General features: G+C 70.0%; 22 protein-coding genes. 3 read left to right on the top strand and 19 right to left on the bottom strand.

All coding sequences use genetic code 11. The annotated features are described in order from the left end of the window. Nucleotides 1–94: 94 nt before the first annotated feature. The 16 genes from metK to QE388_RS16180 form a co-directional block, all read right to left on the bottom strand. A complete protein-coding gene (gene metK / locus QE388_RS16255) occupies nucleotides 95–1,288 on the bottom strand; it encodes a methionine adenosyltransferase (protein ID WP_307386462.1) in 1,194 nt (397 codons plus the stop codon). Nucleotides 1,289–1,417: 129 nt separating this feature from the next. Continuing rightward, nucleotides 1,418–1,672: a DNA-directed RNA polymerase subunit omega gene (rpoZ, locus tag QE388_RS16250; protein ID WP_013586629.1), complete on the bottom strand. Its 255-nt coding sequence runs from the start codon at nucleotides 1,670–1,672 to the stop codon at nucleotides 1,418–1,420. A gap of 196 nt (nucleotides 1,673–1,868) precedes the next feature. Next, nucleotides 1,869–2,774 (bottom strand): guanylate kinase, encoded by a 906-nt coding sequence (gene gmk, locus QE388_RS16245; RefSeq protein ID WP_307386460.1) that lies wholly within the window; start codon nucleotides 2,772–2,774, stop codon nucleotides 1,869–1,871. Continuing rightward, nucleotides 2,767–3,627, bottom strand: coding sequence for an orotidine-5'-phosphate decarboxylase (pyrF, locus tag QE388_RS16240; RefSeq protein WP_307386458.1), 861 nt, complete (start codon nucleotides 3,625–3,627; stop codon nucleotides 2,767–2,769). The genes gmk and pyrF overlap by 8 nt, the downstream gene beginning before the upstream one ends. After that, complete coding sequence (gene carB / locus QE388_RS16235; RefSeq protein WP_307386456.1) at nucleotides 3,624–6,911, bottom strand: carbamoyl-phosphate synthase large subunit; 3,288 nt, start codon at nucleotides 6,909–6,911, stop codon at nucleotides 3,624–3,626. Before carB ends, pyrF begins: the two co-directional genes overlap by 4 nt. Then, nucleotides 6,904–8,076 (bottom strand): glutamine-hydrolyzing carbamoyl-phosphate synthase small subunit, encoded by a 1,173-nt coding sequence (gene carA, locus QE388_RS16230; RefSeq protein ID WP_307386454.1) that lies wholly within the window; start codon nucleotides 8,074–8,076, stop codon nucleotides 6,904–6,906. The genes carB and carA overlap by 8 nt, the downstream gene beginning before the upstream one ends. Next, a complete protein-coding gene (locus QE388_RS16225; RefSeq protein ID WP_307386452.1) occupies nucleotides 8,073–8,576 on the bottom strand; it encodes a hypothetical protein in 504 nt (167 codons plus the stop codon). Before QE388_RS16225 ends, carA begins: the two co-directional genes overlap by 4 nt. Further along, nucleotides 8,573–9,895 (bottom strand): dihydroorotase, encoded by a 1,323-nt coding sequence (locus QE388_RS16220; RefSeq protein WP_307386450.1) that lies wholly within the window; start codon nucleotides 9,893–9,895, stop codon nucleotides 8,573–8,575. Before QE388_RS16220 ends, QE388_RS16225 begins: the two co-directional genes overlap by 4 nt. Further along, a complete protein-coding gene (locus QE388_RS16215; protein WP_307386448.1) occupies nucleotides 9,892–10,860 on the bottom strand; it encodes an aspartate carbamoyltransferase catalytic subunit in 969 nt (322 codons plus the stop codon). Before QE388_RS16215 ends, QE388_RS16220 begins: the two co-directional genes overlap by 4 nt. Next, nucleotides 10,857–11,387, bottom strand: a complete 531-nt coding sequence (gene pyrR / locus QE388_RS16210; protein WP_307386446.1) for a bifunctional pyr operon transcriptional regulator/uracil phosphoribosyltransferase PyrR — start codon at nucleotides 11,385–11,387, stop codon at nucleotides 10,857–10,859. The genes QE388_RS16215 and pyrR overlap by 4 nt, the downstream gene beginning before the upstream one ends. Nucleotides 11,388–11,655: 268 nt before the next feature. Further along, on the bottom strand, nucleotides 11,656–13,233 hold the full coding sequence (locus QE388_RS16205; protein WP_307386444.1) for an MBL fold metallo-hydrolase: 1,578 nt from the start codon (nucleotides 13,231–13,233) through the stop codon (nucleotides 11,656–11,658). A 173-nt stretch (nucleotides 13,234–13,406) separates the two neighbouring features. Further along, nucleotides 13,407–16,358 carry a DEAD/DEAH box helicase gene (locus tag QE388_RS16200; RefSeq protein WP_307386442.1) on the bottom strand — a complete coding sequence of 984 codons (2,952 nt, stop codon included), beginning with the start codon at nucleotides 16,356–16,358 and terminating at the stop codon, nucleotides 13,407–13,409. 322 nt (nucleotides 16,359–16,680) lie between these two features. Further along, the gene (gene nusB, locus QE388_RS16195; protein ID WP_058595714.1) at nucleotides 16,681–17,091 is read right to left on the bottom strand and encodes a transcription antitermination factor NusB; all 411 of its coding nucleotides are present in this window, start codon (nucleotides 17,089–17,091) and stop codon (nucleotides 16,681–16,683) included. A 2-nt stretch (nucleotides 17,092–17,093) separates the two neighbouring features. Beyond that, nucleotides 17,094–17,654: an elongation factor P gene (gene efp / locus QE388_RS16190; protein ID WP_013586614.1), complete on the bottom strand. Its 561-nt coding sequence runs from the start codon at nucleotides 17,652–17,654 to the stop codon at nucleotides 17,094–17,096. A 138-nt stretch (nucleotides 17,655–17,792) separates the two neighbouring features. After that, nucleotides 17,793–18,251 carry a type II 3-dehydroquinate dehydratase gene (gene aroQ, locus QE388_RS16185; protein WP_275801448.1) on the bottom strand — a complete coding sequence of 153 codons (459 nt, stop codon included), beginning with the start codon at nucleotides 18,249–18,251 and terminating at the stop codon, nucleotides 17,793–17,795. A gap of 13 nt (nucleotides 18,252–18,264) precedes the next feature. Further along, nucleotides 18,265–20,076, bottom strand: coding sequence for a sugar phosphate isomerase/epimerase and 4-hydroxyphenylpyruvate domain-containing protein (locus tag QE388_RS16180; RefSeq protein ID WP_307386440.1), 1,812 nt, complete (start codon nucleotides 20,074–20,076; stop codon nucleotides 18,265–18,267). Between the two features lie 50 nt (nucleotides 20,077–20,126). Here QE388_RS16180 and QE388_RS16175 point away from each other — a divergent pair, with 50 nt between their 5' ends. The 3 genes from QE388_RS16175 (at nucleotide 20,127) to QE388_RS16165 (ending at nucleotide 23,432) form a co-directional block, all read left to right on the top strand. After that, nucleotides 20,127–20,759: a TetR/AcrR family transcriptional regulator gene (locus QE388_RS16175; protein WP_307386439.1), complete on the top strand. Its 633-nt coding sequence runs from the start codon at nucleotides 20,127–20,129 to the stop codon at nucleotides 20,757–20,759. Between the two features lie 447 nt (nucleotides 20,760–21,206). Next, complete coding sequence (locus QE388_RS16170) at nucleotides 21,207–22,100, top strand: shikimate dehydrogenase (RefSeq protein ID WP_307386437.1); 894 nt, start codon at nucleotides 21,207–21,209, stop codon at nucleotides 22,098–22,100. Between the two features lie 12 nt (nucleotides 22,101–22,112). Next, complete coding sequence (locus tag QE388_RS16165) at nucleotides 22,113–23,432, top strand: MFS transporter (RefSeq protein ID WP_307386435.1); 1,320 nt, start codon at nucleotides 22,113–22,115, stop codon at nucleotides 23,430–23,432. 240 nt (nucleotides 23,433–23,672) lie between these two features. Here QE388_RS16165 and aroB read toward each other — a convergent pair whose 3' ends face one another. Genes aroB through aroC form a run of 3 tightly spaced genes read right to left on the bottom strand, consistent with a single transcriptional unit; the run spans nucleotide 23,673 to nucleotide 26,525 of the window. Further along, entirely contained in the window at nucleotides 23,673–24,749 is a 1,077-nt protein-coding gene (aroB, locus tag QE388_RS16160) for a 3-dehydroquinate synthase (RefSeq protein WP_307386434.1), read from the bottom strand. Continuing rightward, nucleotides 24,746–25,312, bottom strand: coding sequence for a shikimate kinase (locus QE388_RS16155; protein WP_307386432.1), 567 nt, complete (start codon nucleotides 25,310–25,312; stop codon nucleotides 24,746–24,748). The genes aroB and QE388_RS16155 overlap by 4 nt, the downstream gene beginning before the upstream one ends. Continuing rightward, complete coding sequence (aroC, locus tag QE388_RS16150) at nucleotides 25,299–26,525, bottom strand: chorismate synthase (protein ID WP_307386430.1); 1,227 nt, start codon at nucleotides 26,523–26,525, stop codon at nucleotides 25,299–25,301. Before aroC ends, QE388_RS16155 begins: the two co-directional genes overlap by 14 nt. Nucleotides 26,526–26,529 lie beyond the last annotated feature (4 nt).

The raw sequence follows: 26,529 nt of genomic DNA, 5'->3' as shown, positions 1-26,529 counted from the left end.
GCGCACCCTCTCGGCGCCGCTGACGTCGCTCCCCCGGGGTGCGCCGCGCGCCGGGCGGGGCTCCCGCCCCACCTCGCGCCGCCCGCCCGCACGGTCAGAGCCCGGCGGCGGCGCGCAGCTCGTCGACGCGGTCTGTGCGCTCCCAGGTGAAGTCGGGCAGCTCGCGGCCGAAGTGGCCGTACGTCGCCGTCTGCGCGTAGATCGGGCGGAGCAGGTCGAGCTGCTCGACGATCGCCTTCGGACGCAGGTCGAACACATCGCGGATCGCGCGGACGATCACCTCATCGTCCACGTGAGCGGTGCCGAACGACTCCACGTAGAGGCCCACGGGGTTGGCCTTGCCGATCGCGTAGGCGATCTGCACCTCGAGGCGGTCGGCGAGCCCCGCCGCGACGGCGTTCTTCGCGACCCACCGCATGGCGTAGGCGGCCGAACGGTCGACCTTGGACGGGTCTTTGCCGCTGAACGCGCCGCCACCGTGACGGGAGGCGCCGCCGTAGGTGTCGATGATGATCTTGCGCCCGGTGAGCCCGGCGTCGCCCTTGGGCCCGCCGATGACGAAGGGACCCGCCGGGTTGATGTAGTACTTCACGTCGGGCAGCTCGAGCCCCGTCTCAGCGAGCACCGGGTCGATGACCTCGGCCTGGACCTGCGCCCGCAGGTCTTCCTGCGAGATGTCGGGGTGGTGCTGGGTCGAGAGGACGACGGAGTCGACGGTGCGCGGGGTGTGACCGTCGTACCCCAGTGTCACCTGGGTCTTGCCGTCGGGGCGAAGGAACGGCAGCGTGCCGTTCTTGCGGACGGATGCCAGGCGCTCGGCGATGCGGTGCGCGGTCCACGCCGCCATCGGCATGAGCTGCGGCGTCTCGTTGGTCGCGAAGCCGAACATGATGCCCTGGTCGCCCGCGCCCTGGAGATCGCGAGGGTCGACGGAACCGCGCTCACGCTGCTCGAAGGCCTTGTTGACGCCCGCGGCGATGTCGGAGGACTGCGCCCCGATCGAAATGGACACGCCGCACGAGTCGCCGTCGAAGCCCGTCTCGCTCGACGTGTAGCCGATGCGGGTGACCACGTCGCGCACGATCGCCGGGATCTCGACGTAAGCGCTCGTCGACACCTCTCCGGCGACGTGGACGAGACCCGTGGTGACGAGCGTCTCGACCGCGACGCGCCCCGTCGGGTCGTCGGTCAGGATCGCATCGAGGATGCTGTCCGAGATCTGGTCGCAGATCTTGTCGGGGTGTCCTTCGGTGACGGACTCGGACGTGAACAGGCGCAGGTCGGTCAAGACGACTCCGTGGGGTGAGCGAGCGGGGTGAGCGAGGGGGAACGGGCACAAGTATGCCCCGGGCGGCGGTGAGCCGCCCGGGGCATCGTCACATCTGTGAACAGATCACGTGTGCGCTGTTGATGTGGATTACTCCGCAGCGCGCAGACGCAGCTTGTCTTCGTGGATCTCGTGCAGCGCGATGGTGAGCGGCTTGTCTTCGACCGTGGAGTCGACGAGGGGGCCGACGTTGTCGAAGAGGTTTCCCTCGTGCAGGTCGGAGTAGTAGTCGTTGATCTGACGCGCCCGCTTGGATGCGTAGATCACGAGCTGGTACTTCGAGTCGACCTTGTCGAGCAGCGCGTCGATGGGCGGGTCGATGATGCCCTGGTTACGTCCGGCCATGGGGAACCTCCTGGTTCGGCGGGATGGGTGGATGCGGCGCGCGACGCGCCGAAGCATCCTGTCATTCTATCCGACGCCCGCGCAGACCGCGCGAAGGCGTCGCGTCGGCGGCGTTTGGGGCGGGATTATCGGTTTGGGGCGCAGAATTCCGCGCCCCAAGCGAAAAAGCGCGCCCCAAACTGGGGAGCACGCCGTGTCAGCGCCGCGGCGCGGCGAGAGACACGACCTCGGCGGCCGCGCGGGCGACGTCGTCGTTCACGACGCGGTAGTCGAACTCGTTCTGCGCCGCCAGCTCGACGCGCGCCGTGCGCAGTCGCCGCGCCCGCTCCTCGGCATCCTCGGTCCCTCGTCCGACGAGGCGCTGGACGAGTTCGTCCCAGCTCGGCGGGAGAAGGAAGACGAGCGTCGCGGACGGTTCGGCGGCGCGCACCTGACGCGCCCCCTGCAGATCGATCTCGAGCAGGGCCGTTCCGCCCGCCGCAAGCACGCGCTCGATCGGCTCACGCGGCGTTCCGTAGCGGTGGCGGTTGTGGACGGTCGCCCACTCGAGCAGCGCATCGGTGGCGACCAGACGGTCGAACTCGGCGTCGTCGACGAAGTAGTAGTGCTCGCCCTCGACCTCTCCGGGACGCGGAGCCCGCGTGGTCGCCGAGACGGACAGGTGGATCTCGGGGTGGTGGTCTTTGATGTAGGCCGCGACGGTTCCCTTGCCCACGGCGGTGGGACCGGCCAGCACGATCAACCGACTCCGGCCGGCGCGAGGGCCTGGCTCGGGCCACCGGCTGTCGAGGTAGTCGCGGAGCGCGTCGCGCTGACGCGACCCCAGCCCGCCGAGGCGCTTGACCGGAGAGATGCCGAGCGAATCGAGAATCCGGTCGCGCTTGTTCTCGCCGATCGCGGGGATCGCGGTCAGGAACTCGGTCACGCGCATCGCACCCGCGGCCGACGACGGGTCCTCGAGACCGCGACGAAGCAGCTCCTGCGGGCTGATGACGCGCGTCGACACGTCGCGCTTGAGCGCTGCCCGCTCGCGACGGGCGGCGACCGCACGGCGAGAGGCCGCGGCACGATCCACCTCGGGCGGACGACGGGACTCAGCCACGGGACACCCCCTGATACAGCGCGGCGCGCTCCTCGATGCGGGCGGCGAGTCGATCAGGTCCCACCGCGAGGACGCTGCGGCTCTCGTTCGCGACGACCGCCGACGCGACGTACCCGAACAGCCGACCCAGGTCGGCCGGCTCAGCGCCCTGTGCTCCGAACCCGGGGGCGAGGATCGGCATCCCCGCCAGTGCCACGTCGCCCAGGCCGAAGGCCGTCCGGTCGACGGTCGCTCCGACCACGACGCCGATCGAACCGAGGGCACCGGGTGCGCCGATGTTCGCCTCGTTCACGTCGTGCGCGACGCGCGCGGCGACGTGTTCGTGGTCGCCCACGGCGAGGGCGTCGTCGACGATCGCGCTCTGGAGGGCGCGTGCCTCGGGGTTGCTCGTCGCCGTCAGGACGAACGCACCCTTGCCGTGGCGGATCGCCAACGACAGCGTGTCGCGCAGCGAGTCGGCACCCATGTAGGGCGACAGGGTCACGGCATCCGCTTCGAGGGGAGAACCGGGCTCGAGCCACGCGTGGGCGTAGCCCTCCATGGTCGTGCCGATGTCGCCGCGCTTGGCGTCGGCGACCACGAGGAGCCCCGCCTCGCGGGCGGCGGCCATGACGTCTTCGAGCGCGGCGAAGCCCTGTGAACCGTAGCGCTCGTAGAACGCCACCTGCGGCTTCACGACCCCGACCCGGCCGCGGGCGGCCTCGACCACCCGCAGGCCGAAGTCACGGGCACCGGATGCCGTGGCATCCAGCCCCCACGCCGACAACAGAGCGGCGTGGGGGTCGATGCCGACGCACAGGGCGCCGTGGGTCGACAGTGCGGCGCTGAGCCGCTGACCGAACGACTCGCTCACAGGCGACCCGCGCGGTCGGTCGCGTACTCCTGGAGGCTGCGCACGCCGAAACCGTCCTTCATCGCACCGAGAGCGCTCACCGCGGCACCGAGCACGGCCATCGTGGTGAACAGCGCCTTGTCGGCGGCGACCGCGGCGGCGCGGATCTCGTATCCGTCGGCGCGGGCCGTACCACCGCTGGGGGTGTTGACGATCATGTCGATCTCCCCCGCGTTGATGAGGTCGACGACATTCTGCTGGTCCGACCCCTGCGTCTCGGAGTACTTCTCGACGACCTGCACCCGGATGCCGTTGCGCGCCAGGATCTCGGCCGTTCCCTCGGTCGCGAGCAGCGAGAAACCGAGTTCCTGCAGCCGGTGGGCGGGCAGGATCACGGCGCGCTTGTCGGCATCGGCGACCGAGATGAACACGGTCCCCGAGGTCGGCATCCCGCCGTACGCGGCTTCCTGGCTCTTCGCGAACGCGGTTGGGAAATCGCGGTCGATGCCCATGACCTCGCCGGTCGAGCGCATCTCGGGCCCGAGCACGCTGTCGACCGTGCGACCGTCGGCGGTGCGGAACCGCTTGAACGGCAGCACGGCCTCCTTGACGGCGACCGGCGCGTCCAGCGGGACGCGGGAGCCATCCTGCTCGGGCAGCAGCCCCTCGGCGATCAGCTCGGCGATGGTGTTGCCGGCCATGATGCGGCTGGCGGCCTTGGCGAGCGGGATGCCGAGCGCCTTCGACACGAACGGGACCGTGCGGCTCGCGCGGGGGTTCGCCTCGATGACGTAGAGCACGCCCGCCGAGATCGCGAACTGCACGTTCAGGAGCCCCCGGACACCGACGCCCTTCGCGATCGCGAGCGTCGCCTCGCGCACGCGGTCGACCTCGGTGCGGCCGAGCGACACGGGCGGCAGGGTGCAGGACGAGTCACCGGAGTGGATGCCGGCCTCTTCGAGGTGCTCCATGACGCCGCCGATGTACAGGTCGGTGCCGTCGAAGAGGGCGTCGACGTCGAGCTCGATCGCGTCGTCGAGGAAGCGGTCGACAAGGAGCGGCAGGCCGGGTCCGATGATCGCCTGGTCGGCGACGCGCACGAAGTAGTCGCGCAGCGCCTCGGTCGAGTAGACGATCTCCATGCCGCGTCCGCCGAGCACGAAGCTCGGGCGCACGAGCACGGGGTAGCCGATCTCCTCGGCCACCTGCACGGCGCCCTCGACGTCGATCGCGGTGCCGTTGCGCGGGGCGACGAGACCGGCCTCGTCGAGCAGGCGCGAGAACAGCTCGCGCTCCTCGGCGAGGTCGATCGCCTCGGGGCTCGTGCCGAGGATCGTGTAGCCGGCGGCCTCGATACCCTTCGCCAGGCCCAGCGGCGTCTGACCGCCGAGCTGGCAGACGACGCCGAGGATCGTGCCGGACTGCGACTCGGCGTGGAGCACCTCGAGCACGTCCTCGAGCGTCAGCGGCTCGAAGTAGAGGCGGTCGCTGGTGTCGTAGTCGGTCGACACGGTCTCGGGGTTGCAGTTCACCATGACGGTCTCGTACCCGGCGTCCGACAGCGCGAACGAGGCGTGCACGCACGAGTAGTCGAACTCGACGCCCTGACCGATGCGGTTCGGGCCCGAGCCGATGATGACGACCTTCGTGCGGTCGGAGGGGGTGACCTCGGTCTCGGCGTCGTACGAGGAGTAGTGGTACGGCGTGAGGGCCGGGAACTCCCCCGCGCACGTGTCGACCGTCTTGTAGACCGGGCGCACGTCGAGTGCGTAGCGGGTCTCACGCACCTCGGCCTCGTCGAGCCCGCGGATCTGCGCGATCTGCGCGTCGCTGAAACCGTGCTCCTTCGCGACGCGCAGGGTGTCGGCATCCAGCTCGTCGGCTGCGCCGATGAACTCCGCGACCTCGTTGATCAGCACCATCTGGTCGATGAACCACGGGTCGATCGCCGTCGCGTCGAACGCCTGCTCGGGCGTCGCGCCCTTGCGCAGCGCCTGCTGCAGCACGACGATGCGGCCGTCGGTCGGGGTCTTCGCGATCTCGAGCAGCTCCTCGACCGAGCGTGACTCCTCGCCCCAGTGGAAGCTCGACCCGCGCTTCTCGAGCGAGCGGAGCGCCTTCTGCAGGGCCGTGGTGTAGTTGCGGCCGATCGCCATGGCCTCGCCGACCGACTTCATGGTCGTGGTGAGCGTGGTGTCGGCGGCGGGGAACTTCTCGAAGTTGAAGCGCGGAACCTTCACCACGACGTAGTCGAGCGTGGGCTCGAAGCTCGCCGGGGTCACCTTGGTGATGTCGTTGGGGATCTCATCCAGTCGGTAGCCGATCGCGAGCTTCGCCGCGATCTTGGCGATCGGGAAGCCCGTGGCCTTCGACGCGAGCGCCGACGAGCGCGAGACGCGCGGGTTCATCTCGATGACGATGATGCGACCGGTCTTGGGGTCGACGGCGAACTGGATGTTGCAGCCACCGGTGTCGACGCCGACGGCGCGGATGATGTCGATGCCGATGTCGCGCAGGCGCTGGTACTCACGGTCGGTGAGCGTCAGGGCGGGGGCCACGGTGATCGAGTCACCCGTGTGCACCCCGACCGGGTCGACGTTCTCGATGGAGCAGACGACCACCGTGTTGTCGGCGGTGTCGCGCATGAGCTCGAGTTCGTACTCCTTCCACCCGAGGATCGACTCCTCGAGCAGCACCTCGTTGGTGGGTGAGTCGTGCAGACCCGCGCCGCCGATGCGGCGGAGGTCGGCCTCGTCGTACGCGAAGCCCGAGCCGAGACCGCCCATCGTGAAGGAGGGGCGGACGACCAGCGGGTAGCCGAGCTTCTCGGCGCCGGCGAGGAGCTCGTCCATCGAGTGGCAGATCACGGATGCCGCGACGTCGGCGCCCGCCTCGATCACGAGCTCCTTGAAGATCTGGCGGTCCTCGCCGCGGTTGATCGCGTCGAAGTCGGCGCCGATGAGCTCGACGTCGTACTTCTCGAGGATGCCGCGCTTGTGCAGCTGGATGGCCGCATTGAGCGCCGTCTGTCCACCGAGCGTCGGGAGCACGGCATCCGGCTTCTCCTTGGCGATGATCGACTCGATCACCTCGGGGGTGATCGGCTCGATGTACGTCGCGTCGGCGAAGTCGGGGTCGGTCATGATCGTCGCCGGGTTGGAGTTGACGAGGATGACGCGCACCCCCTCTTCGCGGAGCACGCGGCACGCCTGGGTGCCGGAGTAGTCGAACTCGCAGGCCTGACCGATGACGATCGGGCCGGAGCCGATGACGAGGACGGAGTTGATGTCGTCGCGCTTAGGCATTCTTCTTGGTCTCCATCGTGGCGAGAACCATCTCGCGGAAGCGGTCGAACAGGTAGTTGGCGTCGTGCGGACCCGAGGCTGCCTCGGGGTGGTACTGCACGCTGAACGCGGGGATGTCGAGGGCTCGCAGGCCCTCCACGACCTGGTCGTTGAGGCCGATGTGGCTCACCTCGACGCGGCCGAAGCCGTTCGGGCTGTCGACGACCTGGTCGAGGGGCGCGTCGACGGCGAAGCCGTGGTTCTGGGACGTGATCTCGACGCGGCCGGTGGTCTTGTCGAGCACGGGCTGGTTGATGCCGCGGTGTCCGAACGGCAGCTTGTACGTGCCGAAGCCGAGGGCGCGACCGAGCAGCTGGTTGCCGAAGCAGATGCCGAAGAACGGCAGGCCGTCGCTCAGGACCTCGCGCAGCAGTTCGACGTGCTGATCGGATGCCGCGGGGTCACCCGGGCCGTTCGAGTAGAACGCGGCGACGGGCTCGATCGCGCGGATCTCGTCGATCGTCGCCGACTGCGGGAAGACGTGCACGTCGAAGCCACGGGCGGCGAGATTGTCGATCGTGGACTTCTTCACTCCGAGGTCGAGCACAGCGAGGTTGCCGATGCGCTCGGCCGTGGCCGGGGTCACCTCGACCTCGGTCACCGAGACCTCGGCGGACAGGTTGCGGCCGGCCATCCCGGGGGCCTCGCGGACGCGGCGCAGCTGCTCCTCGGCGTCGAGGCTCGCGGCCTCGCCCGAGAAGACGCCGCCGCGCATGCTGCCCGAGGAGCGGATCCGACGGGTCACGGCGCGGGTGTCGATGCCCGAGATGCCGACGATCCCGTCTTCGACGAGCGCGTCGTCGAGCGAGCGGTTGGCGCGCCAGTTCGACACCATGCGCGAGGGGTCGCGCACGACGTAACCGGCGACCCAGATGCGCCGCGACTCGGGGTCTTCGTCGTTCACTCCGGTGTTGCCGATGTGCGGGGCGGTCTGCAGCACGATCTGACCCGCGTACGAGGGGTCGGTGATCGTCTCCTGGTAGCCGGTCATGCCCGTGGCGAAGACGACCTCGCCGAGAGTCTCGCCGCGCGCACCGTACGCGCGGCCGGTGTAACGGGTGCCGTCTTCGAGCACGAGGACGGCCGGGTCGCGCGTCAGGCGCGCGGAAGGGATCAGGGCGGTCATGCGTCGCTTCCTGTCGTGGTGATGAGCGGACGGATGGCGTCGGCGAGGGCTTTCGCCGAGGCATCCTGAGGTCGGAGGTAGGTGTCGACGACCGTGTCGTCGTCGATGCGCCAGGCGACGCGGGTCAGGCCGTCGCGCTCGACCACGCGGTCGATGGCGACGGTCGCCTGGCTCGCGTCGATCAGGCGGTCGCGGGTGAGCGCGATGCGAGGCTGGCCCGGGAGGTCGAGCGCGACGCCGGCCGTCGTGACGGTGACGTCGACGCGGGAGCGGAAGCCGAGACCCTTGACCGCGAGACGCTCGAGCGGCTCGTCGTGACGGGTTGTGGCGACGTAGAGCCCCGGGAACACCGCCGTCTCGACGGCGTCCGCGGGCAGCTCCCCCACCGGGGCGGAATAGCGCGCATCGCGCCGCGTTCGTCGCCACCAGGCCCACGCCAGCAGACCCAGCAGGAAGACGGCCACGCCGACCATCACGAGCAGAGCACCCTCGCGGCTCACGCGAGAGCTCCCGGCGCGTCGAGCAGCGCACCATCGGCGACGGTCGGGATGCCGGAACGCACGGTCCACCGCACCTCTCCCGGCAGCTCCCGACCGAGGTACGGGGAGTTCTTGCTTCGACCGCGAAGGTCGGTCACCGAGAACGCGCGCGAGGGGCGCGGGTCGTACAGGGTGAATGACGCCGGCTGTCCGACGGCGAGCGGTGTGCCGTGGCCGTTGAGCCGACCGATGCGCGCCGGGGCCTTCGACATCACCCGGGCGACATCTCCCCAGCCGATCAGGCCCGTGTCGACCATCGCCTGCTGCACGACCCGGAGAGCGCTCTCGAGCCCCACCATCCCGTTGGCGGCGGCGGCCCACTCGCACGCCTTCGCCTCGGCGGGGTGCGGGGCGTGGTCGGTCGCGACGATGTCGATCGTGCCGTCGGCGAGACCCTCGCGCACGGCCAGGACGTCTTCTTCGCGGCGCAGCGGCGGGTTGACCTTGTAGCGCGCGTCGTAGTCGCGCACGAGCTCGTCGGTCAGCAGCAGGTGGTGCGGGGTCACCTCGGCGGTGACGTTGACGCCGCGCTTCTTGGCCCAGCGGATGATGTCGACCGAGCCCGCCGTACTCAGGTGGCAGACGTGCAGGCGCGAGCCGACGTGCTCGGCCAGCAGCACGTCGCGGGCGATGATCGACTCCTCGGCGACCGCGGGCCAGCCGGTGAGACCCAGCTCGGCCGAGACGGCGCCCTCGTTCATCTGCGCGCCCTCGGTGAGCCGCGGGTCTTGCGCGTGCTGGGCGATCACGCCGTCGAACGCCTTCACGTACTCGAGCGCTCGCCGCATGATGAGCGGGTCGAAGACGCAGAAACCGTCGTCGCTGAAGACGCGCACCCGGGCGCGCGAGTCGGCCATGGCGCCGAGCTCGGCGAGGCGCTCGCCCTTCTGTCCGACGGTGACGGCACCGATCGGCTGCACGTGGACGTATCCGGCCGCTTCCCCGAGGGCGAACTCCTGCTCGACCACACCGGCGGTGTCAGCGGTCGGCGAGGTGTTGGGCATCGCGAAGACGGTGGTGAAGCCGCCGGCCGCGGCGGCGCGAGATCCGGTGAGGACGGTCTCGGATGCCTCGAACCCGGGCTCGCGCAGGTGCACGTGCAGGTCGACCAGGCCCGGCAGGGCGATGAGCCCGTCGGCGTCGACGACCGTGGCGCCCGCGTGCGACAGGCCGGTGCCCGTCTCGGCGATGACCCCGTCGTGGACGAGGAGGTCGGTGGCATCCTGACCCTCGACGCGAGCGCCGCGGACCAGAAGGGTCTGGGGGGTGGCGTGGCTCATCGAAGGTCCTCTTTCTCGGTGTGGGGCCGTTCGCCCGCGAGCAGCAGGTACAGCACGGCCATCCGCACGGAGACGCCGTTCGTGACCTGCTCGAGCACCGTCGAGCGAGGCGAATCGGCGGCTTCGGCGGAGATCTCCAGACCCCGGTTCATGGGGCCGGGGTGCATGACAATGCTATCGGGCGGCAGGGCTGCCAGGCGTCGCGCATCGAGGCCGTAGCGGCGCGAATACTCCCGTTCAGTGGGGAAATACGCGGCCGACATGCGCTCGAGCTGGATGCGGAGCATCATCAGCGCGTCGGGTCCCGCCGCGATCGCGTGATCGAGGTCGTAATCGACCTCGATGGGCCAGCCGCTGACGTCCTGCGGAACGAGGGTCGGCGGGGCGACCAGAGTCACGTGCGCCCCGAGCGTGTGCAGCAGCCAGACGTTCGACCGGGCGACGCGCGAGTGCAGCACGTCGCCGACGATCGTGACCCGGATGTCGTCGAGCCCGCGGCCGCGGCTGTCGTCGCCGAAGAGACGCTTGCGGATCGTGAAGGCGTCGAGCAGCGCCTGCGTCGGATGCTCGTGCGTGCCGTCTCCCGCGTTGACGACGCCCGCGGTGATCCAGCCGCTGGTGGCGAGGGTGCGCGGGGCGCCGGAGGCTCCGTGGCGGATGACGACGGCATCCGCCCCCATCGCCTGGAGGGTCTGTGCGGTGTCCTGCAGCGACTCGCCCTTGCTGACGCTCGAGCCCTTTGCCGAGAAGTTGATGACGTCGGCGGAGAGGCGCTTGGCGGCGGCCTCGAACGAGATGCGCGTGCGGGTGGAGTCCTCGAAGAAGAGGTTGACCACGGTCTTGCCGCGCAGCGTCGGGAGCTTCTTGACCTCGCGGCGCTGGGTGTCGGCCATGTCCTCGGCGACGTCGAGGATCTCGATGGCCTCGGCTCGCGAGAGGTGCTGGGTGTCGAGGAGGTGCCTCATGATTCGATCGTCACCTCTTCGACGCCGTCCGTCTCGGCGAGGCGGACGTTCACGCGCTCGTCGCGGGAACTGGGGAGGTTCTTGCCCACGAAGTCGGGGCGGATCGGCAGCTCGCGGTGGCCGCGGTCGATGAGGGTCGCGAGGCGCACGGCGGCGGGGCGCCCGATGTCCTGCAGGGCGTCGAGGGCGGCGCGGATGCTGCGACCCGAGAACAGCACGTCGTCGACCAGCACGACGACCTTGCCGTCGATGCCGCCCGCGGGGATCTCGGTCTTGCGCGGTGCCCGCGTGGGGTTGCGGTGCAGATCGTCGCGGTACATCGTCACGTCGAGCGAGCCGACCGGAACGGGCGCTCCCCCGAACTCACTGACCAGCGGGCCGATCCGGTTCGCGAGCGTGACGCCGCGGGTCGGGATGCCGAGGAGGACGAGTCCTTCCGGTCCCTTGTTGGACTCCAGGATCTCGTGCGAGATGCGCGTCAAAGCGCGGGCGATGTCGGCATCGTGCATGACGGTGCGCGTATTCATCCGCTGCTCCCTTCTCCGCCTCACGGGACGGGGTTAAAGGTTGCTGTGGTTCGTCGTCCAGCTTAGGGGGTGGATGCCCGCGTGTTGCGTGGATCCGGTGTGTGCCGAGTGTTCGGTTCGGCATCCGGATGCAAACGCATAAACGCTGTTCGCGACCATAAACGCGGTGTGCACGTGTTTCCGAGCGCGGAGAGCGTTTATGCGTCGACGGGCCCGCGGCGCCGCCCAATCACCGGAGCGCGACGTGCGGAATACGGATGCCGGGGACTCAGCCCGCGGCGACCTCCGCGGCCTCGGCGGCGCGGCGTTCCCCGCTCGGCGTAGAGCGGATCGGGTGCCCCGTCGTCGTCAGGCACCGACCCGAGGCCAGGTCCCACTTCCAGTCGTGCAGCGAGCACGTCAGCACGCCGTCCTCGATCTTGCCGGTCTTGGTGAGGTCGGCGCGCAGGTGCGGGCAGCGGCGCTGCACGGTCCAGCCGTCGATTTCGGCATCCTCGGTCTGGTCGGACTGCTCGGCGTACCAGTTCTCGACGTACTCGATGCGGTCACGCGACAGGCACTTGAGGAACGTCGTGAGGAACTCGTTGAACTTGCCCGATCGGCCGACCTCGAACTGCATCGACAGGAAGATCGAGTTCGACCAGTCGATCTCGTGATCGCGGATGTTCGTCGACACGAGGTCGGCGGGGATCGTGTACCAGTAGATGCACTCCTCCCCCGCATACTCACGCAGCTTCGCCTTGGGGAAGTCCACGACCATGTCGAGCTCGCCGATGCGGAAGCGCACCATCCCGCCCACGCCGTTGCGGATCGTGCGGGCGCGGCGCAGCAGCGGCTCCCACCACTCCTTCAGGGCCGCGAGCATCTCCGCCGGCGGGATGATCTCGGCACGGGATGCCTCTTCCGCCTGGATCTCGGCCTGACGGCTGTCGCGCTGTTCGGCGAGGTAGTCCCACTTGTCGCCGAAGATGCGCTCGATCTCTTCGTCGGTGTACAGCGTCTGGGTGACGGTGACATCGGAGCCCTGCACCTCGACCTCGGTACCCGGCAGGAAGAGATACCCCTTCTGATCGGGTCGCTGCTCCTTCATGTGGGCGAGGAACTCGCGCTGATCGGTGAAGATCGAATCGTTCTCGAGGCCCGTGCCGTTGTAGCGGAACAGCGCCTCGCGCAGGAACATCGGCGGACCGGCCATGGGGAAGACGTGCTCGGCATCCACCTTCTCGATGTAGTACATCGCGCGCTTGTTCTGCGCGTCGCGCTTGAGCTGCGCGAAGTTCTGCTTGGCATCCTGCGGCAGGTCGTAGACCATGGGCCACCAGATCGCGCCCGAGACCTGGGTGAAGTACGCGTCGGGCTTGCCGAAGTCGAACAGCTTCTCGAGGTCGAGCGGGTGCGAGTCGTTCTGATTGAGGATGGATGCCGTGCCGTCGTCGAGCGAGAGCGACGAGTCGCCGATCGGGCCGTCCGAGGGGGCCCGAAGCGGGGTGACCATGAGCTTCAGGTCACCGAACTGCAGTGGAACACCCGCTTCGGTGCGGACGAGGTTCGTGTAGCCGAGGGCGATGAGGTCTTGCTCGAGGTCGTCGGTGGGGTATTCGGGGAGGAGCACCTTGATGTCCTTCGGCACGTACCGCTCGAGCATCGCCGGATCGAAGTGGTCGCGGTGGCGGTGCGAGATGTAGAGGAAGTCCGCCTTGCCGAAGCGCTCCCAGTCGAGCGCGCGGTTGTCGGGGAACGGGAACCACGAGCCGAAGAAGCTCGGACCGATGACGGGGTCGCAGAGGATGCTGCCGCCCGCCGTCTCGATGAACATGCCCGCGTGGCCGAGGCCGGTGATTCTCATGTCGCTCCTGTGTCGTGGACGGAACCTGACGAGTCTACGCGGGGGCGGCTGGAAGGCCGTGGGGAGTCGCGGCGGTTCGAGCGACCAATGGATGCCGCGGACTCGCCGCCGCGGATCGATCGCGGGTCAGCGGTGCGCGCGGCGCCGCCTCGCGTCTGTTCGGTGCGCTCGTCTCACGGCCCCAGCAGCCCCCGGATGTCCGACGCGTCGAGGGAAGCGGCGAACGCCTCCCCCTCGTCGATGACCGTGTCGAACAGTGCGGCCTTCCGGCGCTGGAGGGCGAGCACCTTCTCTTCGATCGTGCCGGCCGCGATCAGCCGGTAGACGAACACGCTCTTGTCCTGGCCGATGCGGTGCGCGCGGTCGATCGCCTGCGCTTCGGCCGCGGGGTTCCACCACGGGTCGAGCACGAAAACGTACTCGGCCTCGGTCAAGGTCAGGCCGAAGCCGCCGGCCTTCAGACTGATGAGGAACACGGGCGCCTCCCCCGCGCGGAAGCCCGCGACCACGTCACCGCGCCGGGCGGTGCTCCCGTCGAGGTGGGCGTAGGCGAGGCCCGCGGCATCCAATCTCTCGGCGGCCATGTCGAGGAAGGACGTGAACTGGCTGAAGACGAGCGCGCGGTGCCCCTCCGCGGCGACCTCGACGAGTCGCTCGAGCAGCACGTCGAGCTTCGCCGATCCCAGGTGCGCGTCGCGTTCGTCGACGAGACCGGGGGCGAGCGCGAGCATGCGCAGCAGCGTCAGCGAACGGAACACGATGAAGCGCTGCCGATCGAGGTCGTCGAGCAGCCCGAGCACTTTCTGACGCTCGCGCTGCAGCACGCGGTCGTACAGCGCGCGGTGGGCCGGGCCGAGCGGCACGGCGATCTCCTGCTCCTGCTTCGGCGGGAGATCGGACGCCACCACGTCCTTGGTGCGGCGGAGGAGGAACGGCCGCACCCGGCGCCGAAGTCGCTCGAGGGTCTTCTCGCGATGCTCCCCGGCTGCCGCGGCAGAGAGGGCGGTGGGCGCGTCCGACGGCAGCTGCTCGATCGCGCGCGTGTAGTCCTCGCGGAATTGTCGGATCGAGGGGAACAACCCGGGTGCCGTCAGCGCAAGGAGGGCCCACAGATCGTCGAGCCCGTTCTCGATCGGGGTGCCGGTGGCCGCGAACACCGCGTCGGTGCGCAGGGCGGCGATCGCGCGATGGATACGCGTCGCCGGATTCTTGACGAACTGCGCCTCGTCGAGCACCACCCCCGACCAGTGCGGTGCGGCGAACTCGTCGGCATCCGTCCGCACGACGCCGTAGGACGCGACGACGATGTCCGCGTCGCCCGAGATCTCGGCGATGGACCTCTCACGGCGCACCGCGGTCGCCTCGACGACCGCGACCCGCAGGCCGGGGGCGAAACGTGCGGCTTCGTCGCGCCAGGTCGGCAGCACCGACGTCGGCGCGACGACGAGCCACGGTCGCGCGTCGCCGCGGGTGCGGCTGTGGGCGATGACCGCGAGCAGCTGCAGCGTCTTTCCGAGGCCCATGTCGTCGGCCAGGATGCCGCCGAGCCGGTGGGCGTGCAGGAGCGCCAGCCACGACAACCCCTCGCGCTGGTACGGGCGCAACTCCGCTCGGAATCCGGGCGGTGTGGACACTCGCGGTACCTCGGTGACGTCACGGAGCGCTCGCGCCAGCTGCCGCCACTCGACCGCAGCCTCGGACTGGTCGGCGAGGTCTTCGAACTCGGCCCACAGGGCGAGGTGGGTGCGGGGCAGGCGCGGCCCGGTCTCCCACTCGTCGAGCGCCGCGGCCTCCTCGAGCAGCTCTCGAAGCCTCTGCAGAGCCGGGTGCGTGAGCGAGAACCAGGCACCGTCCGACAGCTTGATGCGCGTGCGCCCCCGTGAGAGGGCGCTGAAGAGCACGCCGAAGGGGATGAGACGGCCGTCGATCGTCACGACGATGCCGAGGTCGAGCCAGTCGCGGTCGAGTGACTCCACCGCGGTGATGCGCAGGGACGGATCCCCCCGCAGCTCGCGGAAGGTCGGCTGCGTGCCCCGAGTGCGCACCCGCACCTCGTCGACCACGTCGAGAGCGGGCAGCACGCGGGAACCGAAGACCGCGGCGTCCGCGTCGCGCAGGAGAGCCTTTGGCATCAGGGGCAGGTCGGATGCCGCCATCCACGCCGTCTCGAACCGCTCGCCGATCTGCGCCTCGGCGCGCGCGTCACGCTCGACGTTCTCGCTCTGGTCGTCGTACACGGTTCGGAAGCCGCCCGGATACACCCAGTCGAGCCGGTACTGCACGGCGTCGTCGTCGAGGTACGAGACCTCCACGGTCAGCGTCGGGCGCGCCGGCGGCGGGGGCGGCACTCCGGCGCCGACCGAGAGCGGGGCGCGGAGGGCGAGGCGCGGATACATCTCGACCACGAACTCCGTCGCTTCGGCGGCGACGACGTCGACGACCCTGCCGCCGATCAGCGCGGGGAGCGGCGACGGAAGGTCGACGGCCGCGAGGACGATCGGCACGGGGTCGCGGTCGACCTCGAACGCGAAGACCCCCGATGTGCCCACGGCGCGGGCATGCGCGGCATCCACGGGACGCCCGTCGATCTCGAGATCGGCCGAGACGCGCAGCGCTCCCCCGCCGACCGCGTCGAGCGCCACGCGCGCCGTCGCCGTGCGTGCGAGGCGCACCGTCTGCTGCGCGTGCATCGCGACGATCCGGATGCCAAGCCCCTCGGCCGCCGCCAGGTGCGGCCACAGCAGGGGCGAGTCGACGGCATCGAGGGCGATCGTGTCGCCGGAGGGAGCGAACGGTCCGGCGGTGCGAAGGGCCTGAGAGAGGGCGTGGAGCTCGGCGAACCACCGCACGTGCGCGGGGTCGAAGCGCGTGGTGGATCGACGCACGGCATCCCACGTGGCATCCGCTCGGATCCACGCCTCGCGCGCGCCTCGCACGAGGGGACGCGCGACGAGCTGCAGATCGTCGCGGCGGCGCGCGAGCATGCGCGGGGTCACCGGCACCACCGCCCGCGCCTCCCACCGCGCGGGGTCGTAGGCCTCGCGCTGGCGCAGCTCGACGCCGAGGGCGAGCGGCTCGTAGGCGGCCGGCTTGCCCCCGGGGAGGAGGTCGCGCCAGGTGGTCACGGGAGCATCCTGCCCGAGGCTTCCGACATCGCCGGCCGTGCGAGCGGGCTCGCGGGGGTTCCGGACCACGCATAAACGCGATTCGCGCACAGAAACACGCTGAGCTCGCGTTTCTGTGCGCGAACAGCGTTTATGCGCGACTTGCGGCCGCGCCCGCAAGCCGCTGACACACGGCCGCGCCCGCACGCCGCTGACTCGCGGCCGCGCGCGCACGCCGCTGACTCGCCGCGGCGCGCGCACCCCGCCAACGCGTTCACGCCGAAACGCCGCGACGCGGCCGCCGACGAAACGTCGGGGCCGCGTCGGAACACGTCGCGAGGGCTCAGGACGAGCGCGCGATCCGGGCCAGCACGCCGTGGACGAACGAGCCGGAGTCGTCGGTCGAGAACTCTTTCGCGAGCTCCACCGCTTCGTCGATCGCGACGGCCGTGGGCACCTCGTCGTTGTACAGGATCTCCCACGTGCCGATGCGCAGCAGGGCGCGGTCGACGGCGGGCATGCGCTGCAGCGACCAGTCCTTCGCAAAGGTGGTGATCTGCTCGTCGATCGCGTCGCGGTTGTCGATCACACCGTCGACGATGTCGCGGGCGTACAACCAGGAGGCCTGACGGTCGGGCTCGGAAGAGGCGCGCTTCGCCTCGGCGGCCAGCATGATCGGCAGTTCCTCGCCGCGCACGTCGGCTTGGAAGAGGATGTCGAGAGCGCGCTTGCGCGCCTTTGTGCGGGCGGACAAGGTCAGCTGATGCGGCCGAGGTACTCGCCGGTGCGAGTGTCGACCTTGATCTTCGTGCCGGTCTCGAGGAACAGCGGAACCTGCATCTCGTAGCCGGTCTCGACGGTGGCGGGCTTGGTGCCGGCCGACGAGCGGTCGCCCTGCAGACCGGGCTCGGTGTAGGTGACCTCGAGCACGACGGACGGCGGGAGCTCGATGTAGAGGGGGTTGCCGTTGTTGAGCGCGATCTGCACCTGCTGGTTCTCGAGCAGGAAGTTGGCGGCGTCGCCGACGGTGGCAGCGCCCACGGTGATCTGGTCGTAGTCGGCGACGTCCATGAAGACGAAGCCCTCACCGTCGTTGTACAGGTACGTGAAGTCGCGGCGGTCGACGTTCTCGATGTCGACCTTGGCGCCGGCGTTGAACGTGCGGTCGACGGTCTTGCCGCTCATGACGTTCTTCAGCTTCGTGCGGACGAACGCGCCACCCTTACCGGGCTTGACGTGCTGGAACTCCACGACGTTCCAGAGCTGACCGTCGATGCTGAGGACGACGCCGTTCTTGATGTCTGCGGTGGATGCCATGAGTGCCAGTGTTCCGTTTCGTGTGAGGGGAGGCGGCGCTCTGGCGCACACCCAGCGGTCGAGTCTACGCGATGCCTTGCTCGGGCGCGGGCGACCTGGTGCAACCAGACGTCCCCGCCCGAGCCGGCAGCGGCGCGCTCAGCCGTCCGCGCGGCCGCTGATGACGTCGACGAGCAGGTGGACGGCCCGCGCGTACCCCGGGACGCCCTCGCCGATCACGTGCACGGCGGCGACGTCTTCAATGTACGAGAAGTGACGGAAGCTCTCGCGCTCCTTGATGTTCGAGATGTGCACCTCGGCGACGGGGAGGGCGACGGATGCCAGCGCGTCGCGCAGCGCGACGGAGGTGTGCGTGAGCCCTCCGGCGTTGATCACGATGCCCGCGCAGTCGAGACGGGCGGCGTGGATCGCGTCGATGAGCACGCCCTCGTGGTTGCTCTGCAGGGCCCGGACCTCGATGCCGTGGCGCTGGGCGGCTTCGGCAGTGACCCGTTCGACATCAGCGAGGGTCTCGCGCCCGTAAATCTCGGGCTGACGCGTGCCCAGCAGGTTGAGGTTCGGACCGTTGACGAGCAGCAGGCGGCGGGGCGTGGTCATGTCGGGCACGCTATCAGCGCCGTCCCTGCGCGGTGAGGCGCACGGGGGCGGTACCGGCTCCGTAGCCCGCGTAGGCGTCGACACGCTCGACGAACTCGAAGAACACCTCGCCGATCGTGCGCGTGTAGAAGTGCAGGTATTCGCCCGCGGCATCCCGGTCGTAGCCGAGGTGGAGCTCGCGCAACTCGTCGACGTCGGCTGTGCTCAGGTCGAAACGTGCGGCGATGTCGTCGTAGTAGTTGGCGGGCATCTCGAGGGGAGAGAAGCCCCGCGTGCGCGCGGCGCGAGCGACGGCGCGGACGTCGTCGCAGACGAAGGCGACGTGCTGAGGGAGCGCGGCGCCGGCCCGCTCGGCGGCGAGGATCGGTGGGGCGACGTTGAGCGGAAGGCGCACTCCCCCACCCGGCGCGACGAGGACGCGACTGGCGACGAGGCCCCGGGGACCCGGCACCTCGGTCGCGCTGTCGACCCGGAGGGCGAAGCCCGCGGTGTAGAACAGCGTCGCCTCCTCGATGGCATCCCACGGTTGGCTCAGGCTCACATGGTCGACGCCCGCGATCGCGGTGTCGCGTCGTGGTTCGCCGTGCTCGAACTCCGCGACCCAGGCGGGCTCTCCCTCGTCGGCGGCCTGCGCCCAGTAGACCTCGGTTCCGTCGGGCGCGACCGCACCGTCGAGGCGCTCCTCGGTCGCGTACGTGCGGCGGTAGGCGCGCGGCACGCCGAGCTCGCTCATGCGCAGATCGACCGCTTCGGCGTCGTCGACCTCGAGCCCGATCGCGGCGAGACGCTGTTCCCACCCGCGAGCGTGCTGCTCGTTGAGGATGACGCGGGCCTCCCCCGCCGTCCAGAGGGTGACCGGCTTCGTGCGGTGGCGTCCGCGCGAGGTGAAGCCGAGCTGCGCGAGCAGCTCTTCGATCGCCGAGGTGTCTTCGGCCTTGACCTCGATGAAGTCGACGCCGGAGGGGGCCGCCGAATCCGGGAGCATCCCCAGATCGGACGGTGCGTCCGGCAGGGTCCGCGACACCGCGTCTTCGAGCCAGCGCAGCGAACGCCGCGCGTGCCGGGCGGTCCGGCGGGCGTCGGTCTGCCGGAAGGTGTCGTTGAACACCTCGAGCGACCAGGGTCCGGTGTATCCGGCCTGAACGATGCGGGCGGTGAAGTCGGCGAGGTCGAACTCCCCCTCGCCGGGGAACAGCCGGTGGTGCCGGCTCCACGAGAGCACGTCCATGCTGAGACGCGGAGCATCGGCGAGCTGCACGAAGAAGATCTTCTCGCCCGGGATGTCCGCGATCTCCGCGAGGTCGTGCCCGCGCGAGAGGATGTGGAACGAGTCCAGACACACGCCCACCGCGGGATGGTCGGCGCGCTCGACGATGCGCCAGGCGCGGCGGTAGTCGTCGACGAAACGACCCCAGGCGAGGGCTTCGAAAGCGATCCGGATGCCATACCCCGCCGCCAGGTCGCCGAGGCGTCGCAGCTGGTCGGCGGAGACGGCGTCGTCGTCGACCGTGGCGGTGGCGACATTGCTGCAGCAGAGGACGAGGTCCATGCCGAGCCGTTGCATGAGACGGAACTTCGCGTCCGCCCGCCGCAGCACCGCGGCGAACGTCTCTTCGTCGACGCCCTCGACGTCGCGCATCGGCTGGTAGAGATCGAGGCTCAGCCCCAGACGTCCGGCCAGGGCCGCGATTTCCTCGGGGCTTTCGGGAGCTGCGAGGAGGTCGGGCTCGAAGATCTCCACGCCGTCAAAGCCGGCGTCGGCGCAGGCGTGGAGTTTGTCGGCGAGCGTCCCGCTGATGCAGACGGTCGCGATCGAGGTCCTCATGGCGGCCGAATGTACCATCTGGTACAAACGGGGTCCACTAGTCTGACCGAATGGCCGAGGCACGCAGAGACGCCGAGCGCACCCGATCCGAGCTGCTCGCCGTCGCGACCGAGGTCTTCGCCGAAGAGGGGTTCTCCGGCGCTCGGGTCGACGACATCGCCGCGCGCACGCGCACGACGAAGCGGATGATCTACTACTACTTCGGCGGCAAGGAAGGGCTGTATCGCGCGGTCCTCGAAGAGGCCTACCGCGGCATCCGCGAGGCGGAGCGCGCGATCGACGTCGATCACGCCGATCCCGTGGACGCCATCCGCGCTCTGGCCGAGCTCACCTTCGACCACCACGTCGGTCACGAGGCGTTCATCCGACTCGTCGCGATCGAGAACATCCACCGCGGCGAGTTCATCCGTCAGATCGAGGGCCTGCGCACGCTTTCCCAGCCGGCGAAGGGCCTTCTCGACGAGATTCTCGAGCGCGGGCGTGCCACCGGAGTCTTCCGTTCCGACGTCGACGCGATCGACGTGCACCTCGTCATCAGCTCGTACTGCGTGTTCCAGGTCGCCAACCAGTACACGTTCGGGCACCTCTTCGATGTCGACCTCGCCTCGCCCGAGCGTCGGGTGCACCTCCGCGCCGCTCTCGGCGACGTGGTGGTCGGCTGGCTGACCGCACCCGCGCGCTGATCGCGCGGAGGGGCACGCCGGCCCCCGGACCCTTCAACGAGCTCAGGGGCCTCTCGACACAGGTGGCTGAGCCTGTCGAAGCCACCGGGATGCTCGCGGGGCCCGGACCCTTCGACGAGCTCAGGGGCCTCTCGACACAGGTGGCTGAGCCTGTCGAAGCCACCGGGATGCTCGCGGGGCCCGGACCCTTCGGCGAGCTCAGGGGCCTCGCGACACAGGTGGCTGAGCCTGTCGAAGCCACCGGGGTGCTCGCGGGGCCCGGACCCTTCGGCGAGCTCAGGGGCCTCGCGACACAGGTGGCTGAGCCTGTCGAAGCCACCGGGGTGCTCGCGGGGCGCCCCGGATCTACGGCATCTGGGATCTCGTCGTTGACACCGCGGCGTGAGCGTGGTTTCCTCTGAACGTACCGGTTAGTACATAACCGCCACACGGACACGAAGGAGTACCGTGATCGACGCGCACCCGTATCTCGTCGGCCTCATCGGCACGGGAGTCCTCCCCTCGCTCACCCCGTCGATGCACATGGCCGAAGCTCGCGCGCTGGGGCTGACCTACGTCTACCGCCCGCTCGACCTCACCGCCCTGGGCATCGACCCCGAGCGCATCGGCGACGTGCTCGCGTGGGCCGAGCGCCTCGGCTACGACGCCGTCAATGTGACGCACCCGTGCAAGCAGAGCGTCCTCGCCCACCTCGACCGGATCGACCCCGTCGCCGCCGCCCTCGGCGCAGTCAACACGGTGCTGTTCACACCCACCGGGCGGGTCGGCTACAACACCGACACGACCGGCTTCGCCGCAGCCTTCACCGACGGGCTCCCGGATGCCGCAACCCGGCACGTCGTCCAGCTCGGCGCGGGTGGCGCAGGGTCCGCCGTCGCCGACGCGCTGCTGCGCCTCGGGACCGCTCGACTGACGATCGTCGACCTCGACTCCGCACGCGCGACCGCGCTCGCCGACGACCTCGGCTCGCGGCATCCGCTCTCCGCCGTCGACACCGCGACGCCGGGTCGCCTCGGCGAGGTGCTCGACGGTGCCGACGGCCTCGTGCACTGCACCCCGGTAGGAATGGCCGAGCACCCGGGGCTCCCCCTCGACGCCGCGCTGCTGCGCCCCGACCTCTGGGTCGCCGACATCGTGTACCGCCCGCTCGACACCGAACTCCTCGTCGCCGCGCGCGAGCGCGGCTGCCGCACGCTCAGCGGCGGACGTATGGCGGTCCACCAGGCCGTCGATGCGTTCGCCCTCATCACGGGGACGCGACCCGACCCCGATCGCATGACCGCCCATTTCCTCGACCTGGTGGCCGCCGACTCGCCCGCCAGCCCCGCCATTCCTCGCTAAGGAGCACACCCCATGACCACCACCGCAACGACGCGGAAGACTCCCGTGAAGGCGGCCACCGCCAGCTTCATGGGAAGTGCCGTGGAGTATTACGACTTCTTCCTGTTCGGCTCGGCCGCCGCGCTCATCTTCCCCACGGTCTTCTTCCCGTCGGGCGACCAAGCGGCACTGGTGATGTCGTTCGCGACCTTCGGGTTCGCCTACATCGCGCGCCCGGTCGGCGCCGTCATCCTCGGTCACTTCGGGGATCGCATCGGCCGCCAGAAGGTGCTGATGTTCACGCTGCTCCTCATGGGCCTGTCGACGTTCGTGATCGGCTGCCTGCCCGGCTTCGCGCAGATCGGCTGGTTCGCACCCATCCTGCTCGTGCTGTGCCGTCTGGCCCAGGGGCTGTCGGCGGCGGGCGAGCAGGCGGGAGCGTCGTCGCTCACTCTCGAGCACGCCCCCGACGGACGCCGTTCCTTCTTCACCTCGTGGACCCTCACGGGAACGCAGGGCGGTCAGATCCTCGCCGCCCTCGTCTTCATCCCCGTCGTCGCGCTCCCCGACGACATCAAGTTCTCATGGGGATGGCGCGTGCCGTTCTGGCTGAGCGCCGTCGTCGTGATCGTGGCCTTCTTCATCCGACGGAGCCTGCACGAGACGCCCGAGTTCGAACAGGCCAAGGAGACCGGACAGATCGCGCGGATGCCGCTGGTTCCTCTGCTGAAGAACCACTGGCGCGACGTGCTCCGCGTGATCTTCTGCGCGTTCATCGCCGCGGTGTCCACGGTCTTCGGCACCCTCGCGATCGCCTACGGCAAAGAGGTCGGGCTCGCCGCGAGCGTCACGCTGTGGCTCGTCGTCGTCGCCAACGTCGTCGCTCTCTTCACGCAGCCGCTGTTCGGCAAGCTCGCCGACCGCATCGGTCGCAAGCCCGTCTTCATCTACGGCGCCCTGTCGTCCGCGGCGTTCATGCCGTTCTACATGCTGTCGATGGGGGCCGGGAACGACCTTCTCACCTTCGGCCTCGCGGTCCTCACGTTCTCGTGCGGGTACGCCGCCGCCAACGCCGTGTGGCCCTCCTTCTACGGCGAGATGTTCAGCACGCGCGTCCGTTTCTCGGGGATGGCGATCGGCACGCAGCTCGGCTTCCTCATGGCCGGGTTCGCGCCCAGCATCGTCGCGGCGCTCGGCGGCGGAGGAGCGGGCGGCTGGGTCGTCATCAGCCTCTTCACCGCGGTCATCGCGATCATCGCGTCGATCAGCGCCCTCACGGCACGCGAGACGAAGAACGTGCCGACCGCACAGCTCGGCCTCCGCGCCGAGGAGCGCGTCCCCGCGGGGGTCTGATCCTCAGCGTGGAACGGCCCCGTCTCCTTCCGGAGGCGGGGCCGTTCCCGTCGCAGAACCGGAGACGCGTCGCGGATCCGGAGCATCCCGTGCGAATCGTCCGGATCCGAGGCGCATCTCCGGATCTGCGACGCATCCCCGTGCCCGGCACGAGCCGCGCGCAAGTGAGGGAAGAGCGTCGGATGCCATGGCATCCGGAATCCACGAACCCGATGTCGAGCGCGCCGGCGGATGCCGAACCTACGCGCCGACCTCCTGGTACGCGGCGAACAGCAGCGACTCATCCGGCGCCTGCAGCACCGTCGGGCGCGCGAGGTCGTCGAGCACGATGAAGCGCAACATGCTGCCGCGGCTCTTCTTGTCGCGCTGCATGGTCGCCTTCAACGTCTGGAACGCCCCGGCGCGATACGTCGTCGGCAGGCCGAGCGACTCGAGCACCGTGCGGTGACGCTGCGCGACGTCGTCGGACAGGCGTCCGGCCAGTCGCGACAGCTCCGCGGCGAACACCATGCCGACCGAGATCGCGGCGCCGTGACGCCAGCGGTAGCGCTCGGCGTGCTCGATCGCGTGGCCCAGCGTGTGCCCGTAGTTGAGCACCTCGCGCAGCCCCGCCTCGCGCAGGTCCTCACCGACGACCCGCGCCTTCATGTCGATCGCCAGTTCGATGCAGCGGCGGAACGCGTCGCCGCGCGGATCGACGATCCCCGACGGGTCGGCCTCGATGAGATCGAGGATCTCCGGATGCCAGATGAAACCCGCCTTGACGACTTCGGCGAACCCGGCCGTCGCCTCGTTCTTCGACAGCGTGTCGAGCAGGTCGAGATCGCACACCACGGCGACCGGCGGCCAGAACGCCCCGACGAGGTTCTTCCCCTCCGCGGTGTTGATGCCCGTCTTGCCGCCGACGGCAGCGTCGACCATGCCGAGCACGGTGGTCGGAACCTGCACGAGGGCGACGCCGCGCAGCCAGGTCGCCGCGACGAAACCGGCGAGGTCGGTGACCGCTCCCCCACCGAAGCCGATGACAGCGTCGGTCCGCGTAAAGTCGGCCTGGCCCATCACCTGCCAGCAGAACGCCGCGACTTCCACGCGTTTGCCGGCCTCGGCATCCGGAATCTCGGCGAGCAGCACCTGGCGATCGCCCATGAGCTGCGCGCGCACCTCTTCCGCCTGCTTAGCGAGCGTCGGCGGGTGCACCACGAGCACCTTCTGCGCGGCCGCCGGCAGCACCTCTCCGAGCGAGGCCAGAAGGCCGCGGCCGATCGTGATGTCGTAGCCGGAGTCGCCGGCGACGCTGATGGTGGTGGTGTCGGTCATGCCGTCTCTCCGGCCGGCACACGGCGTGCCCAGGCCACGATGTCGTCGACGACCCGCGCGAGCGGGCCCGACGAGGTGTCGAATGCGATGTCGGCCGTCTGCTCGTAGACCGGTCGCCGTTCCTCGAAGATCCGCAGCCAGCGCGCGACGGGATCCTCGCCCCCGAGAAGGGGGCGATCGTCTCCGTGGATCCGGGATGCCACGACGTGCGGCGCCACGGTCAGCAGCACGACCCGGTGCTCTCGCAACCGCTCGCGTGTCACGGCGTCGAGGACCGCACCCCCGCCCAGCGCGACCACACCGCCGCGGGTCAGCGCCTCGGCGACGGCTTCACGCTCGAGGGCGCGGAAGTGCGGCTCGCCGTGGGCACGGAACAACGCCGGGATCGGGCCGTGGTCGCGGACGACGAGCTTGTCGGTGTCGGTGAACGGCGTGCCGAGGGCGCGCGCGACACGGCGCCCGACGCTGGTCTTCCCCGCGCCCATCGGCCCGATCAGGACGACGGCCGAGGTCCCGGCATCCGGGATCGTCGTCGCCTGGTCCACCGGCTCAGGCGGGGTCATGCGCGAGCAGCGCGGCGTCGGACGCGTCGCTCGTGCGCAGCGTCTCGGGGAGGTTCGCGAGGTACGACTCGAGGTTGCGACGCGTCTCGGCGATGTTGTCGCCCCCGAACTTCTCGAGCACGGCGTCGGCGAGCGTCACGGCCACCATCGCCTCGGCCACGACACCCGCGGCGGGAACCGCGCAAACGTCGGAGCGCTGGTGGTGCGCCGCCGCGGTGTCGCCGGTCGCGACGTCGACGGTGCGCAGCGCCTTCGGGATCGTGGCGATCGGCTTCATGCCGGCACGCACACGCAGAACGGTGCCGGTCGACATGCCGCCTTCGGTCCCGCCGGCCCGGTCGGAGGAGCGCGTGATGCCGTCGTCCGTGGCGAAGAGCTCGTCGTGCGCCTGCGACCCGCGACGCGTCGTGGTGAGGAAGCCGTCGCCGACCTCGACACCCTTGATCGCCTGGATGCTCATGAGTGCCTGGGCGAGCTTGGCATCCAGTCGACGGTCCCACTGCACGTGCGAGCCGAGCCCCGGGGGCAGGCCGTAGGCGAGCACCTCGACGACGCCGCCGAGGGTGTCTCCGGCCTTCTTGGCGTCGTCGACCTCGGCGACCATGGCCTCGCTCGTGGCGGGGTGGAAGCAGCGCAACGGGTCGGCGTCGAGACGGTCGACGTCGTCGGGCGCGGGGATCGCGGCGTCGTCGGGGACACGCACCGGGCCGATCGACAGAGTGTGGCTGACGAGGCGGATGCCGAGCTCGCTGAGGAATGCCCGGGCGACGGCGCCGAGGGCGACCCGCGCCGCCGTCTCGCGGGCAGAGGCGCGCTCGAGGATCGGGCGCGCCTCGTCGAACCCGTACTTCTGCATGCCGACGAGATCGGCGTGACCGGGACGCGGACGCGTGAGCGCCGCACCGCGACCGCGCGACTTGTCCGACAGCTCGACGGGCTCGGGGCTCATGACCTCGGTCCACTTCGGCCACTCGGTGTTGCCGATGCGCAGGGCGATGGGGCTGCCGATCGTGTAGCCCTGCACGATGCCCGTGGACAGCGTCAGCTCGTCTTCCTCGAACTTCATGCGCGAGCCGCGGCCGTAGCCGAGCCGGCGACGCGCGAGTTCTGCGCGGATCTGCGCGGACGAGATGGGAACGCCCGCCGGCATCCCCTCCATGAGGGCGATCAGTTCGGGGCCGTGGGACTCGCCGGCCGTGAGAACGCGAAGCATTCGT

Source organism: Microbacterium sp. SORGH_AS_0969 (genome assembly GCF_030818255.1).
Classification (GTDB): domain Bacteria; phylum Actinomycetota; class Actinomycetes; order Actinomycetales; family Microbacteriaceae; genus Microbacterium.
This window is presented reverse-complemented; position numbering and strand designations above follow the sequence as displayed.

Excerpts from the sequence above, each read along its gene's own strand:
- efp (WP_013586614.1), bottom strand. The coding sequence starts at position 17,654 with ATGGCATCCACCGCAGACATCAAGAACGGCGTCGTCCTCAGCATCGAC.
- QE388_RS16220 (WP_307386450.1), bottom strand. The coding sequence starts at position 9,895 with ATGAGCCACGCCACCCCCCAGACCCTTCTGGTCCGCGGCGCTCGCGTC.
- QE388_RS16175 (WP_307386439.1), top strand. The coding sequence starts at position 20,127 with ATGGCCGAGGCACGCAGAGACGCCGAGCGCACCCGATCCGAGCTGCTC.
- QE388_RS16180 (WP_307386440.1), bottom strand. The coding sequence starts at position 20,076 with ATGAGGACCTCGATCGCGACCGTCTGCATCAGCGGGACGCTCGCCGAC.
- aroB (WP_307386434.1), bottom strand. The coding sequence starts at position 24,749 with ATGACCGACACCACCACCATCAGCGTCGCCGGCGACTCCGGCTACGAC.
- carA (WP_307386454.1), bottom strand. The coding sequence starts at position 8,076 with ATGACCGCCCTGATCCCTTCCGCGCGCCTGACGCGCGACCCGGCCGTC.
- aroQ (WP_275801448.1), bottom strand. The coding sequence starts at position 18,251 with ATGACCACGCCCCGCCGCCTGCTGCTCGTCAACGGTCCGAACCTCAAC.
- carB (WP_307386456.1), bottom strand. The coding sequence starts at position 6,911 with ATGCCTAAGCGCGACGACATCAACTCCGTCCTCGTCATCGGCTCCGGC.
- aroC (WP_307386430.1), bottom strand. The coding sequence starts at position 26,525 with ATGCTTCGCGTTCTCACGGCCGGCGAGTCCCACGGCCCCGAACTGATC.
- QE388_RS16155 (WP_307386432.1), bottom strand. The coding sequence starts at position 25,312 with ATGACCCCGCCTGAGCCGGTGGACCAGGCGACGACGATCCCGGATGCC.
- rpoZ (WP_013586629.1), bottom strand. The coding sequence starts at position 1,672 with ATGGCCGGACGTAACCAGGGCATCATCGACCCGCCCATCGACGCGCTG.
- QE388_RS16205 (WP_307386444.1), bottom strand. The coding sequence starts at position 13,233 with ATGAGAATCACCGGCCTCGGCCACGCGGGCATGTTCATCGAGACGGCG.
- pyrR (WP_307386446.1), bottom strand. The coding sequence starts at position 11,387 with ATGAATACGCGCACCGTCATGCACGATGCCGACATCGCCCGCGCTTTG.
- QE388_RS16165 (WP_307386435.1), top strand. The coding sequence starts at position 22,113 with ATGACCACCACCGCAACGACGCGGAAGACTCCCGTGAAGGCGGCCACC.
- QE388_RS16215 (WP_307386448.1), bottom strand. The coding sequence starts at position 10,860 with ATGAGGCACCTCCTCGACACCCAGCACCTCTCGCGAGCCGAGGCCATC.